General features: G+C 33.6%; 14 protein-coding genes and 1 tRNA gene. 14 read left to right on the top strand and 1 reads right to left on the bottom strand.

The annotated features are described in order from the left end of the window. Positions 1–10: 10 nt before the first annotated feature. Positions 11–925: a phosphate ABC transporter substrate-binding protein gene (locus ACO5J6_RS03310; protein ID WP_485642065.1), complete on the bottom strand. Its 915-nt coding sequence runs from the start codon at positions 923–925 to the stop codon at positions 11–13. Positions 926–1,087: 162 nt separating this feature from the next. On the opposite strand from ACO5J6_RS03310, the gene ACO5J6_RS03305 reads away from it, so the two are divergent. The 14 genes from ACO5J6_RS03305 (at position 1,088) to selA (ending at position 13,771) form a co-directional block, all read left to right on the top strand. Next, on the top strand, positions 1,088–1,711 hold the full coding sequence (locus ACO5J6_RS03305; RefSeq protein WP_485642064.1) for a DUF3841 domain-containing protein: 624 nt from the start codon (positions 1,088–1,090) through the stop codon (positions 1,709–1,711). A 231-nt stretch (positions 1,712–1,942) separates the two neighbouring features. Then, entirely contained in the window at positions 1,943–2,845 is a 903-nt protein-coding gene (locus ACO5J6_RS03300) for a putative selenate ABC transporter substrate-binding protein (RefSeq protein ID WP_485642063.1), read from the top strand. A gap of 8 nt (positions 2,846–2,853) precedes the next feature. After that, positions 2,854–3,603 (top strand): phosphonate ABC transporter ATP-binding protein, encoded by a 750-nt coding sequence (locus ACO5J6_RS03295; RefSeq protein ID WP_485642062.1) that lies wholly within the window; start codon positions 2,854–2,856, stop codon positions 3,601–3,603. Continuing rightward, a complete protein-coding gene (locus ACO5J6_RS03290; RefSeq protein ID WP_485642061.1) occupies positions 3,596–4,381 on the top strand; it encodes a PhnE/PtxC family ABC transporter permease in 786 nt (261 codons plus the stop codon). Before ACO5J6_RS03295 ends, ACO5J6_RS03290 begins: the two co-directional genes overlap by 8 nt. Continuing rightward, positions 4,382–5,221 carry a PhnE/PtxC family ABC transporter permease gene (locus ACO5J6_RS03285; protein ID WP_485642060.1) on the top strand — a complete coding sequence of 280 codons (840 nt, stop codon included), beginning with the start codon at positions 4,382–4,384 and terminating at the stop codon, positions 5,219–5,221. A gap of 97 nt (positions 5,222–5,318) precedes the next feature. Beyond that, positions 5,319–5,415: transfer RNA gene (locus ACO5J6_RS03280), tRNA-Sec, on the top strand. A 149-nt stretch (positions 5,416–5,564) separates the two neighbouring features. Further along, positions 5,565–6,278, top strand: a complete 714-nt coding sequence (locus ACO5J6_RS03275) for a J domain-containing protein (protein WP_485642058.1) — start codon at positions 5,565–5,567, stop codon at positions 6,276–6,278. Next, the gene (locus tag ACO5J6_RS03270) at positions 6,279–6,722 is read left to right on the top strand and encodes a hypothetical protein (RefSeq protein WP_485642057.1); all 444 of its coding nucleotides are present in this window, start codon (positions 6,279–6,281) and stop codon (positions 6,720–6,722) included. It abuts the gene before it with no gap. A 244-nt stretch (positions 6,723–6,966) separates the two neighbouring features. Continuing rightward, a complete protein-coding gene (gene selD / locus ACO5J6_RS03265) occupies positions 6,967–7,941 on the top strand; it encodes a selenide, water dikinase SelD (protein ID WP_485642255.1) in 975 nt (324 codons plus the stop codon). Between the two features lie 114 nt (positions 7,942–8,055). After that, positions 8,056–8,856, top strand: coding sequence for a sulfurtransferase-like selenium metabolism protein YedF (yedF, locus tag ACO5J6_RS03260; protein WP_485642055.1), 801 nt, complete (start codon positions 8,056–8,058; stop codon positions 8,854–8,856). 7 nt (positions 8,857–8,863) lie between these two features. Beyond that, positions 8,864–9,139 (top strand): putative Se/S carrier protein, encoded by a 276-nt coding sequence (locus ACO5J6_RS03255; RefSeq protein ID WP_485642053.1) that lies wholly within the window; start codon positions 8,864–8,866, stop codon positions 9,137–9,139. A gap of 63 nt (positions 9,140–9,202) precedes the next feature. Continuing rightward, positions 9,203–11,080 carry a selenocysteine-specific translation elongation factor gene (selB, locus tag ACO5J6_RS03250; protein WP_485642051.1) on the top strand — a complete coding sequence of 626 codons (1,878 nt, stop codon included), beginning with the start codon at positions 9,203–9,205 and terminating at the stop codon, positions 11,078–11,080. A 149-nt stretch (positions 11,081–11,229) separates the two neighbouring features. Beyond that, entirely contained in the window at positions 11,230–12,381 is a 1,152-nt protein-coding gene (locus tag ACO5J6_RS03245) for an aminotransferase class V-fold PLP-dependent enzyme (RefSeq protein ID WP_485642050.1), read from the top strand. 13 nt (positions 12,382–12,394) lie between these two features. After that, entirely contained in the window at positions 12,395–13,771 is a 1,377-nt protein-coding gene (gene selA, locus ACO5J6_RS03240) for an L-seryl-tRNA(Sec) selenium transferase (protein ID WP_485642049.1), read from the top strand. Positions 13,772–13,830: the final 59 nt, after the last annotated feature.

Raw genomic sequence — 13,830 nt, 5'->3', positions numbered from 1 at the left:
TACCTCGCTTTTATTCTGAAACAGGAATAAATCCCATATCTTTTATAACTTTTTTTCCTTCTTCCGATTTAAGTAAGTCAACAAATATTTTTTCAGTTTTTGTCAGTTCTCCACTTTTCATTATTATCAAAGGTCTTGAAATATAATACGATTTATTCAGAATATTCGCTTCAGTAGGTTCCACACCGTCGACTTTTAAAGGAATAAGTTTTCCGGCATTTTGATTTGTTATCCCGAAAGAAGCATAACCTATGGCGTTTTTATTTTCGATGATTTTTGCGACCAATGCTCCCATTGTAGGTGCTTGAATAGCGTCATCTCTGACATTGACATCTTTCATTATGTTTTTCTGGAAAACTTCATGAGCTCCTCCGCTCAAATCACGAGTTACAACTACTATATCTTCATTAGGAAGGGATTTGTCAAGGTCGCTCCATTTTTTATATTCTCCCGAAAATGTTTTTATGATTTCCTCTTTTGTAATGTTTCCGCCTTTTAACTGAATAAACTTATTTTCAGGATTTACTGAAATGGTAAGTGCATCAAGTCCCAGTGTAAATGCTTTCAAATCCTTAACTTTTTCTTTTTCGCTGTCTTTTATATCACGGGCAAGCATTCCGAAATTTGCTACATTGTCAAGAACTGCTTTTACTCCTGCTCCTGAACCTCCTGCAGATACGTATATGGTAATATTTTCTTCGGGTAATGAAGAATCTACTTTGTTCCAAGTTTCGTATTTTTCGATAAACGAAGTGGAAATCTTGCTTATGACAGGAGCCAATGTTGAAGAACCGCTGAAACTTATCTGAGCATTTATATCAGACTTTCCTCCCGTTGTTTTTCCTTCTTTTGTTTCTTTGTTGCCGCAACTCGCAATAAATGTCAGAAATATTATTGCCGTTAAGATTGTCAATGCTTTTTTCATACTTATCCTCCTAAAATATTTTGTTATTAACTTAATTATACTCTGTAAAATAAAAAAGTCAAAATTTTTTGTTGTGCTTTTGGACAGTTGAATTACTAAAAAATATGGGGTAAAATATATATATAAATAAAAAATATAATTTGAAAAAAGAGAGGTATATCTATGAAAAATCCTAATTCTAAAAATGGTAAAAGCATATTATTTACGTGTCAGAATAATAAATCTCTTGATATACTCGAAAAAAACGGAAGATTTATAAATAGAAAAGAATACATACGACAGCATTTTGGAGATATTGCTCCTACAATTTTGAGGGCATATGACTGGTTTGTGGCTGCTGCAAGTAAAAAAATCAGAAAACCTGATGATGTCCAGTATCAGATATGGTGTGTACCAAGTTCGGATGTATGTATGAAGCCGATTGAAACTGAAGTCATTTATGTACTTGAAGTTCCTGATGAAGAGATATTGTATTTCAATTCTTTCAAATGGGATTACATAATAAACTATCACTATGTTCCCGAAAATGAGAATGATTTGGAAAGATATACAAAGGAAATGGAATTAAAAGGGTTTGCCAATACCTATGAATTTCTCATAGGAAGATATGCGGGAAAATTTCCTTTGGAAGAAAAAAGAATTAGAGAAAGCTGGAAAAGAATATTTGATATATCCGAATGGAATACTCGGGAAATACAGGCAAATCTATGGGAAATAAAAAAAGAATGGGTGAAATGTATAGTAAATCCGGGAGAAGCTATTCCTGAAAAATACTGTATTGGATAATATTATACAATATCTGTATAGGAAAATTATAGAACAGTCCTAATTAAAATAGTTCCTGATTAAAGTAATGTAATGATATAAATGCAGTATAAAAAATACTTATGTAACATAAGAAATTAAAATATCTAAATTGTTGTATTAATAGTCGTAATAATGTAAAATTTTCGGTGTATTTAATATATTATGAAATTGATATATTATAAAATCTATATAAAACTCAGGAGGAAAGAAGTGACTAAAAAATTAAAAAAAGTGCTATATTTACTTATAAGTTTAATAGCAATATTTATGTTGACAGCATGTCAGAATAAAGGAGAAGATAAAGAAGTAGGAAGAAAAGGGACAGAGAAAGTTTTGAAAATAAGTGCAATCCCTGATTTTGATCAAGCAGAACTGACAAGAGGATTTGGAGATTTTGCAAAATATTTGAGTGAAAAAACAGGAATGAAAGTAGAGTATGTTCCTGTTGTGGATTATTCCGCAGTAGTTACCGCATTTGAGCGTGGAGATATAGATATGGTATGGTTTGGAGGACTAACAGGAGTTCAGGCACGTGCTCTTGTTCCTGAAGCCGAAGCTATAGCTCAAAGACCGAGTGATGAAAAATTCCAGTCTGTATTTATAAGACAGAAAGGATTACCGATAAATAATTTAAACGATATAAAAGGACATACTTTTGCCTTTGGAAGTGAAAGTTCCACATCGGGACATCTTATGCCAAGATTTTTCCTTGAAGAAGCAGGAATAAATCCTGACAAAGATTTCAACGGGGCACCTGTTTACAGCGGTTCCCATGATAAGACATACGGACTTGTAGAAGCAGGAAGCGTGGAAGTTGGAGCTGTAAATAAACAGTATTGGGATAAAGCTGTAAAAGAGAAAAAAGTCGATACGAATAAAGTGGAAGTATTCTATACTACACCTGAATATTATGATTATCACTGGACAATCAATGATGTAGACAAAAAATTCGGTGCAGGAACAAAAGAAAAAATAAAACAGGCTATTCTTGGCGTTAAACCGGGAGAATCCGAAATATTGAACTTACTTTCAACAGACAGTTTTATACCTACTAAAAATGATAATTATAAAAATATAGAAAAAGTGGCAAAATCGTTAGGTATTGTAAAATAGGGGAAAAAATGACCGATAAAAATATACTCAATATAAAAAATCTGACAAAAAAATTTAACGATAATATAGCTCTGGACAATATAAACATAGATATTGACAAAGGAGAAATAGTAGCACTCATAGGTCCGAGCGGTTCAGGAAAATCTACATTGATGAATTTGATTACAGGAACAGTGAAAGCTGACAACGGGAAATTACTGATTGATAATTCTGAAATATCAAAGTTTACTAATAAGGAATTTGCAAAAAAAGTGGGAATGTTAAGGCAGCAGTTTGATTTGGTCGAAAACATAAATGTTGTGCATAATGTTCTGGTAGGAAGATTTAATGAGTGGGGCTTCTGGAAGTCGTTTATATCACTATTTAAACCGCAGGATATGAAATATGCACAGGATGCATTGAGGAAAATAGGACTTGAGGATAAGATATTTGAGCCGACATCAAGTTTATCCGGAGGGCAACAGCAGAGAGTGGCTATTGCCCGTCTGCTTGTTCAAAATCCTTTATTGATTTTAGCGGATGAGCCTGTTTCTTCCCTTGATCCTGCCAATGCGAAAAATGTACTTTCTCTCATAACGGGATTGGCAAAAAATGAAAGAAAAACTCTAATAGCAAGTATGCACTCGGTAGAATATTCAAAAGAATTTTTTGACAGAATAATAGGAATGAAATACGGGAAAATAATTTTTGATGATAAGGTCGAAAATATTAGCGACAGTATGATTAGAAATTTATACGAAGGTGAAGCAAATGGATAATCTGAAAAAATATATTTTTGATAACAGGAGAAAATTTTTGACTTTTCTGTTGATTTTTATTTTTCTAATAAATTTATCAGGTATAAAAGAAAGCAGGGGATTTTTTCATACAGGAGGGTACAATACTTTGAAATCCATGCTTTCTTCTTTGGTGAAACCCGATTTGTCGCCTGATATTGTTATACTTGCATTAAAATCGTGCTGGGAAACTTTTGCATATGCACTGATAAGTATATCTGTAGCTCTAATAATTGCATTGCCTCTGTCAATTTTGGCATCGGGAGTGATTTTTAAAAATAAAATTATTATTTTGGTTACGAGGGGAATTATAGGATTTTTTCGTGCTATACACGAATTGATATGGGCTTGGCTATTTGTTGCAGCGTTAGGATTAAATCCTATAGGAGCGATATTTGCTTTGGCTATACCTTATTCAGGATATTTAGGAAAAATTTTTGCAGATATTTTGATAGAAACACCAAAACAGCCTGTAACTGCTCTGGAAATGTCAGGAGCAGGAAAATTTCAGACTTTACTTTACGGATATTTTCCGCTGAATTTTCCTGATATGTTCAGTTATATGATGTACAGACTTGAATGTGCAGTCCGTTCATCTTCTGTCCTTTCATTTATAGGGCTTGGAGGAATAGGTTTTCAGATACAGATATCTTTACAGGATTTAAAATATAATCAGGTTTGGACATTTATGTTTTTTCTGATTATAATGATTTTGATTATTGATAAATGGAGTTATGAAATAAGAAGGAGAATAAAATAAATGAAAAAAAATACAGATAAAAATTTTATAAAATATTCTTTTTTTATTTTCTGTCTATTAGTTGCAGTGTCGTGGAGCTATATTTTTTCAACCGATCCCGAAAGTCTGTCAAAGCTTTTCGACTCAAGAAACACGGTTCATCTGTCAAGATTTATTGGTAGACTGTTCGGTATAAATGAGGAAGTTCCTGCATTTTTTGATAAAGAAATGTGGAAACAGGCTATAAGCCTAAGTATTCAGACATTTCAGATGAGCATACTTGCTACAGGAATTGCGACTTTTGGTATGCTTGTTTTTGTCCTGTTTTCTGCAAAAAACATTGTAAATGGTGAATTGACACTTCATAGACATCGATATTACAAGCCTTTTTATTATATAAGCAGAACGGCATTTTTAGTTACGAGAGCTATACCCGAGCTTATGTGGGCTATGATTTTAGTTTTTATACTAAAACCCGGTATCCTGCCCGGAGCTTTGGCTCTGGCACTTCATAATTTCGGAGTATTGGGAAAACTTTGCTGCGAAGTCATAGAAGATATGAATGAAAAGCCTATCCGAAATATGTCCTTGAACGGAGCAGGGGAATTGCAGTTATTATTTTACGGTATTTTTCCCGATATTTTGCCCAAATATATAAACTACATATTATATAGACTGGAAAATATTATAAGAGCTACTTTGATAGTCGGTTTTGTTGGAGCAGGAGGCTTGGGGTTACAGTTTAAACTCGCCATGGGACATCTTAAATATTCGGAAATATTACTTTATCTTATTTGCTATCTGATTATGGTATATATTACGGATATGTTGTCAACTTTAGCGAAAAGATTTATAAGGTAAAAAATATAAAAATGATAATAAAGTTAAAAGAAATAAATTTTTGAAAAAATCTATATTGATTTTAAATAGTTTATAGTGTATAATTATTTCGTTGTACGGGAGTGGATGAGTTCTGGTGTGCTCTCCGGTCTTCAAAACCGGTGTGAGGGGTTAGGAGCCTCTTGGGTGGGTTCGATTCCCACACATTCCCGCCAGATTTGAATAGAATTATTTTAAAATAGATAATATCACTTAATCAATATTTCTGAAATATTGTCTAAGTGATATTTTTATTTCTGAAATTCTGTTTTATATGATATACTAATGTTATAAAATTTATAAATTTTGATTTAAGGAGATAAAATTGAGGACAGTATTGAGATTTGTACAGTTTTTACTGGTAGGCGTATGTCTGGCGGCAAAACTTGCCGTGGATATTATTTTAAAATTATATATTTTTATAATAGCATTGGCTTTATTTGCTTTTTTTGTATTATCCTTATTCGGGGCTGACGGCTGGAAATTTTTCTTGAGTTTTCTGATTGCGGGGATTCAAATATTTCTGATGACATTTTTGCTGGAATTTGCAAGTAACTGGATAGGCAAAACTTTCGGAATTTTCTTAAACGAAAAGGAAGAAGATTCGAGAATTTATGAAAGATATGAAAAGCAATTTTTCAGAAGATACGGAGGAAACAGCTATAATTCGCAAAGAACGGGCTATTCAGGATATAGTGGTTATGGAAACGGAAGAGCAGGAGGAAACACAGGATACAATAGAAATAATAACAATGGAAACAGCTCGGGAAATAGCGGATACAGAAGTTATCAGAGTTATTCGGGAACAGCTGATAATGTTGTGGAAAAATATGAGAAGTATTTAAAATATTTTGGAATAGACAGAGGAATAAAAATAACTCCTGAAATGATAAAAAAGGCTTATAAAACTAAGATTAAGGAAGTACATCCTGACAGAAATCCGGGAAAAGACACGACTGCCGAAACTGCAAAAGTAAATGAAATAAAGGAATTTCTTGATATGAATTTACAGTACTATTTAATGAAAAGAGGTCTATAAATGATTATAAATGATTTGAAATATATAAAACTGGCATTGTGGGTTCCCTATATCCTGATAGGAATATGGGTAATATATATCTATCAGATTTATATAAGCTCAAGCTCTGAAAATCTGATAATCCCTGTGGTTATGATGTTTATAATATTCAGGTCGATTTTTGGGCTGGCTCAGACAATAATGAAAAAAGAATTATACAGAAGAATAGCAAAACTGCCTATTGCAAAAACTAATATAATGAATTGGAAAATGAACAGGAACGTAGGAATATCTTTTATGGATTTTGAAAAAAGTACATTCTGGTTTTGCGGCACCCAGACAGATTTTGCGATACATATACTTCCTATGGAAAATATGAAATACAATGAATTTTATGACCATATTGTTTTTATGGACGGTAATACAGGCAACAGGTATATTGTGTATAAATATAGTCAGTTATAATATAGTCAATTTTAAAAAAAATCTAAGTAAATTTTAAAATGAAATTTCTTAGACTTTTTTTATTTGAGAATTAATAAAGTAAGATTTTATAGTCTGAAAATTCTTTAATATTATAAAGACACTTTTATTTTTTGATAATAAATGTTATAATGATAACAGTAAGTACACAATATTTTTGGAAGGAGGAACATGAATGGATGAAAAAAAATTAAGCATGATAGTCTGCGGAGGGTGAAACTCGAAAATAGGGCCGGGAGCTCTATCAGGTTTATTGAAAGATTTGCCTAAAAAAGAAGATAAGAATTTGATAGTAGGGTACGAGTCTTCTGATGATGCCGCAGTTTACAGAATATCGGACGATAAAGCGATTATCCAGACATTGGACTTCTTTACAACGATGATTAATGACCCTTATTTATACGGACAGATTGCTGCAACTAATGCACTGAGTGATATTTACGCAATGGGAGGAGAGGTAATATCAGCTTTGAATATAGTAGCTTTTCCTGAAAAAATGGATATGGAAATATTACATCAGATATTGAAAGGCGGTGCTGAAAAAGTCCATGAAGCGGGAGGAGTACTCGCAGGAGGACACTCAATACACGATGCTACTCCTAAATATGGGCTGTCTGTTACGGGAATTATACATCCTGATAAAATATTGATGAATAACAACTGTAAAGAGGGAGATGCTTTGATAATTACAAAACCTTTAGGAGTGAGTATTATAAATTCCGCTCATATGGTAGGAGCATGCTCCGAAGAAACGTTTGCTCAATGTATAAAGCAGATGACGACATTAAATAAATATGCGGCAGAAGTTATGAAAGACTATCCTGTAAACAGCTGTACCGATATAACAGGTTTCGGATTTTTAGGGCATCTGCTGGAAATGTTGGACGGCAGATATTCAGCTGAAATAATAGGAGAAAAAGTGCCTATGCTTCCTGAAGCACACCGTTGTGCAGGTGATTTTATAATTACTTCAGGAGGGCAGCTCAACAGAAATTATCTTCAGGATAAGGTCGAATTTAAAGTGAAAGATTTCGCACTCGAAGAAGTGCTGTATGACCCGCAGACATCGGGAGGACTGCTTATAAGTCTACCTTATGAGTATGCGGATGAATTACTTGAAAAATTAAATAAACTTGAAATAAAGAGTGGTCTGGTAGGAAAAGTCATCAAAAAACAGGATAAAGATATAATTATAATATAGTCTGTCCGATGACAGATAAAGTATAGACATATTGGCAGTGATAGTATCAGTAATTATATAGTCCTGTTTTAGTAGAACATATTAACGAAAAAACTATCAAAGGAGAAGATAATAATGAAAAAATACGAATTTAATGCCAAAGGAATGGCTTGTCCATTGCCTGTAATAGAAACTAAAAAACTTCTTGAAGAATATGAAGTAGTCGAAACAACAGTGGATAACCTTATTGCTACCCAAAATTTGGCAAAACTGGCTGAACAGATGAGTTATGACATTGATACAAAAAAAATAAGTGATGAGGAATATATCGTAACGATATCAGGTAAAGGGATAAAGGAAGTTAAAGTTATAAATACATTGGATGACAGATGTGTTCTCCCTGTAATTCAGGCAAAAAGAGCTTTGGAAAAAGACAGTAAAGTGGAACTTCTGGTTCAGGAAGAAGACGTGGAAAAAATGAATGACTTTGCTAAAGAAAAAAATTATAAATTCAAAAGTGAAGCCGCTGAAGATGACCTGTTCAGAGTAACTCTCGAAAGGGAAGAAACCGAAGAGCCTAAAACAGCTTTACAAGTCAAAGATGACAGCTATGTTGTAGTAATAAACAAAAGTATAATGGGACACGGAAGTGAAGAATTAGGAAAAAAACTTATGAAATCGTTCATATATACTTTGACAGAACAGGAAATACTCCCTAAAAAAATAATATTCTATAATGGAGGGGCTCTGTTAGTAGACAAGACCCGAAGCCATGTCCTGAAAGAATTGCAGGAACTGGAAGAAAATGGTGTCGAAATAATGTGCTGCGGAGCATGCATAGATTATTACAAAGTCGAACTGGCAGTAGGAAATTCGTCTAATATGTATTTCATCGTTGAGGATATGCGTACTGCTAACAGAGTAGTGCGTCCGTAGGTGAGAAATGGAAAGAGAAGAAGGAATAGTAGTGTTTAATAACACTCATGATGCGATAAAAGCAGATAATGTCTGCGGATTTAGAAAAATCGATGCGGGACTTATTCCCGTTCATCCATCTATTTCTCTGGGATGCGGTTTTATGCTAAAAACCGAATGGAATAATTTTAGCGAACTTGTAAAAGTTCTGGATAATGAAAATATAGATTACAAGGCTCTGTACTACTCAAAGAAAAAAGGGATAAAAAGGGAAGTCGAAATGCTTTACGAGGAAAAAGAGTAATTTCAGTAAATAATTTTTTAACAGCAAAATCATTAATATTACTTGAGGAAGAGAGATAAATTTATGAGTAATGTAATAATAGGAACTGCCGGACATATAGACCATGGGAAAACTACCTTGATTAAGGCACTTAGCGGAATTGAAACCGATACTACAGCGGAAGAGAAAGAAAGAGGAATGTCCATTAATTTGGGATTTGCTTATTTTGATTTGCCGAGCGGAAAAAGATGTGGAGTTGTAGATGTTCCCGGACATGAAAAATTTATAAAAAATATGCTTGCGGGAGTAAGCGGGATCAATCTCGTCTTACTTTTAGTGGATTCCCGTGAGGGGATAATGCCTCAGACAAAGGAGCATGCCGACATACTGTCATTGTTAGGCGTGGAAAATTACATAATAGTAATGACAAAAATAGACTTAGTTGAAGCTGATTACAGGGAATTAGTAAAGGAAGAGATAGAAAATTATATAAAAGGTACTCCTCTTGAGGGAAGCCCTATAATCGAGGTGGATTCCGTCAGCAGAAAAGGGATAGACAATCTTCTCAAGGAAATCGACAGCAAAGTACAAAACATAGATGAAATGAAGCAGGGGAAAAATGCCCGTCTCAATGTAGACAGGTCATTTCAGGTAAAAGGCTTTGGTACTGTAGTTACGGGAACATTGACTGAAGGAACTGTTTCAGTAGGAGATGAACTGGAAATCTATCCTGAAAACATTAAAACTAAAGTCAGAAATATACAGGTTCATAAAGAAGACGTGAAAACCGCTTATGCAGGTCAGAGAACGGCTATAAGTCTGACTAATGTGAAAATGGAAGACGTAGGAAGAGGACGGACTTTGGCAACATCGGGAACGCTGACTAAGACGTATATGCTTGATACTGAAATAAAAATAATAAATAATTCCGACTTTAATTTGGAATTATGGGACAGAGTCCGTGTTTATACGGGAACTTCCGAAGTAATGGCAAGGATTGTGCCTTTGGGGAGTGAAGTGCTTGAAGCGGGAAAAGGAGGATTTGCCCAGTTACGTCTTGAAGAGGAGATAGCCGTTAAGAATTATGATAAATTTATCATAAGAACTTATTCGCCTATGATAACAATAGGAGGAGGGATAATTTTAGATGCAGCTCCTAAAAAACATAGCAGATTTAATGAGGAAATTTTAAATAAGCTGAAAGTCCAGTCTCAAGGGAACAGTAAAGAACTGATTTCAAATTATATTTTGACAGGACACAATTATCTGGTCAGTCCTGAAGAAATTTCAAAAACTTTGGAACAGCCTGTTGAAAGTGTGTCTGCCGATTTATCCGAACTGATTGATGAAAATATACTTTATAAAACTCAGTCGGGATATATACATATAAAAAAATATGAAGATATCAGGGATAAACTGACTGCTTTAGTCGAAGATTATCATAAAAAATTCAGACTGAAAAGAGGTATGTCCAAGGCGGAGCTGTTTTCAAAATTTAAAATAAATCAGAAAGAGCTGGCTGCTATAATTGACTTACTCATAAATAATAAAATTTTAAAAATACAGGATAATTTTATTTCACTGTATGATTTTGAAGTTAAATATGATGCAAAACAGCTGAAAGAAAAGGAATATATTGAAAAAACGCTTTTAAACAGTAAATTTACACCGCCTAACATAAAAGAGCTGACGAAGAATAGCAAAGCCGTCAGCGAATTGTTGAGTTCCATGGCGGGAGATACTGTGATAATATTAAATGAGGATATTGCTGTCCATATGAAAATATTTGAAGAAGCAAAAAATAAAGTTTTAAAGCATTTTGAAAAAAATAGTAAAATGACCCTTGCAGAATTTCGTGATATGACAGGTTCAAGCAGAAAATATGCTCTGCCTCTTTTAGAGTATATGGACAAGCAGGGAATAACAAAAAGGGTTGAAGATTACAGAGTTTTAGGGAAATAGAAAATATCAGAGAAATAAAAAATATAAAGAAGAAAAAAGAAGAAATATTAAGACGAATTGAAGAATTTTTGAAAAATAAAAAACTGAAAAATGGATAAAAATATCTCAAATGAGAGGAGGACATTAGCTTAAATGCTGATAAATACTCTATGTCATATTATTTTGATTACGGAGCTACATCTCTCAGAAAACCTGAAAATGTGGCTAAGAAAGTTTATGATATTTTATTTTCAGGAGCTTATGCAAATCCTTCAAGGGGGAGTTATAAAGAAGCCAATAATGCTTTTATGGAAGTATATAAAGCACGGAAAACTATTGCGGATTTTTTTGGATTGGAAGATGAGAGATATTTAATATTTACAAATAATTCTACTGAAGCATTAAATATCGCTATAAAAGGTCTGTTAAAAGAAGGGGACCATATAATTACTACAAAAATGGAGCATAATTCAGTATTAAGACCGATTTATCAGGCAGCAGAGGAGAAAAATGTAACTTATACTATTATAGACAGTGATGAAGACGGTATTGTAATTTATGATGAAATAGAAAAAAATATTCAGGGAAATACAAAATTATTTGCAGTAACCCATTCATCAAATGTTACGGGAAATATTGTCAATCTTGAAAAAATATCGGAGATTTGCAAAAAGCATAAAATACTGCTCGTGGTAGACGGTTCACAGACTGCCGGGGTAATACCTGTGAATGTTGAAAAATCGGAAATAGACGTATACTGTTTTACAGGACATAAAAGTCTGTTCGGTCCTCAGGGAACAGGCGGTATATGTATAGGCAATAAAAATCTGAAAATTTCAAAATATAACGTAGGAGGCAGCGGAATAGGCAGTTTTGACAGGGAACACCCTGACGAATATCCTACAAGACTTGAAGCGGGAACATATAACACCCTAGGTATTTCAGGACTTGCAGAAGGTATAAAATATATTAATGAAAAAGGTATTGAAAACCTGTATAAAAAACAAATTTATTTTGCTCAAAAATTTTATAATGAATTAAAAGATATAAAATATCTCAAATTTTACGGAAATTTTGAAAAACCTAAGACAGCTGTAGTTGCTCTGAATTTTAAGGGCATACCTTCGGGAGATATAGCTGAAGTATTGGCTGAAGAATATGATATCGCTGTGAGAGCGGGAACTCACTGTGCTCCGTTGATACATGAACATTTTGGAACAAAAAAACAGGGCATAGTCAGATTTTCTTTTTCAAGTATGAATACTGAAAAAGAAGTGGACTATGCAGTAAATGCAGTAAAGAGAATAGCAGAAAATATATAATCGGGAGAAAAATATGAAACAGTTGTTATCAAAAATACCGTCTATCAATAAAATTCTAATGACAGATAAAGTAAAAGAGCTTTTGGAAGAATATCCTGAAATATTTGTAAAGGATATTGTGAAAAAAGAAGTGGATAATATAAAAAATGATATTTTACAGGAAAAGCTGAAAGAAGTTCCTGAAATGGATGAAATAGTCCAAAAATTATGTCTGGAAGTGAAAAATAAGGACAAACTTTCTTTAAGACGTATTGTAAACGCTACAGGGACTATTTTACATACTAACCTCGGTCGTAGTCTTTTAAGTGAAAGAGTAAAGGAAAATTTGACGGAGATAGCTTTTAATTATTCAAATCTTGAATTTAATATTGATGAAAAAAAACGTGGAAGCCGTTACAGTCATCTGATAGATATTATTAAACGTCTGACTGATGCTGAAGATGTACTTGTGGTAAATAATAATGCCGCTGCCGTAATGCTTACCCTCAATACGTTGACCCAAGGGAAAGAAATAGTAGTGTCGAGGGGAGAACTTGTAGAAATCGGAGGTGCTTTCCGTATTCCTGAGATTATTAAGCTGAGCGGAGGAGTTTCCTGTGAAATAGGAACTACGAATAAAACACATTTAAAAGATTATATCAATGCTATTAATGAAAATACAGCGGTTTTACTGAAAGTACATACGAGCAATTATAAAATAACAGGATTTACGGAAGCCGTGAGTAATAAGGAAGTTGCTGATTTAGCCCATGAAAACGGACTGATAGCGATAAATGACCTCGGTAGCGGGCAATTCGTCGATTTTACTCCTTATGGACTACCTTATGAGCCTACAGTAAAGGAAGTTCTTGACAGCGGTATGGATATAGTTACGTTCAGTGGGGATAAGTTGCTTGGAGGGCCTCAGGCAGGGATAATAGTCGGGAAAAAGAAATATATAGAAGCGATGAAAAAAAACCAGCTCACACGGGCATTACGTGTGGATAAAATGACTATTGCCACATTGGAAGCAACTTTAAAACTTTATCTTGATGAAAAAACAGCCTTAAAAGAAATACCTACATTAAGAATGATTTCCATTTCAGAAGAGGAGTTGAGAGAAAAAGCGGAAAAATTTACCGAAATTATAAAAAAATCCGACTTTATTTCCGAAATAATCGAGGACAGGGCAGAAGTAGGAGGCGGAAGCTATCCTTCGAGCTATCTGAAAAGTATAGCGGTAAAACTTACTCATAATAAAAAAACTTCCACAGAGATAGAAAGATTACTTCTTCTGGAGGAAATCCCTATAATTACACGTATAAAGGAAAACAGCATTATTCTCGATATGAGGACTTTGAGGGAAAAAGAATTTGATTTAGTAGCGGACAGTCTGATGAAAATAGTATAAATTGTATAAAACATAGAGAAAAATTTATGTTAAGTATGTCAGGAAAAAAATAAAAGAGG

This window comes from Pseudoleptotrichia sp., assembly GCF_057270515.1.
This window is presented reverse-complemented; position numbering and strand designations above follow the sequence as displayed.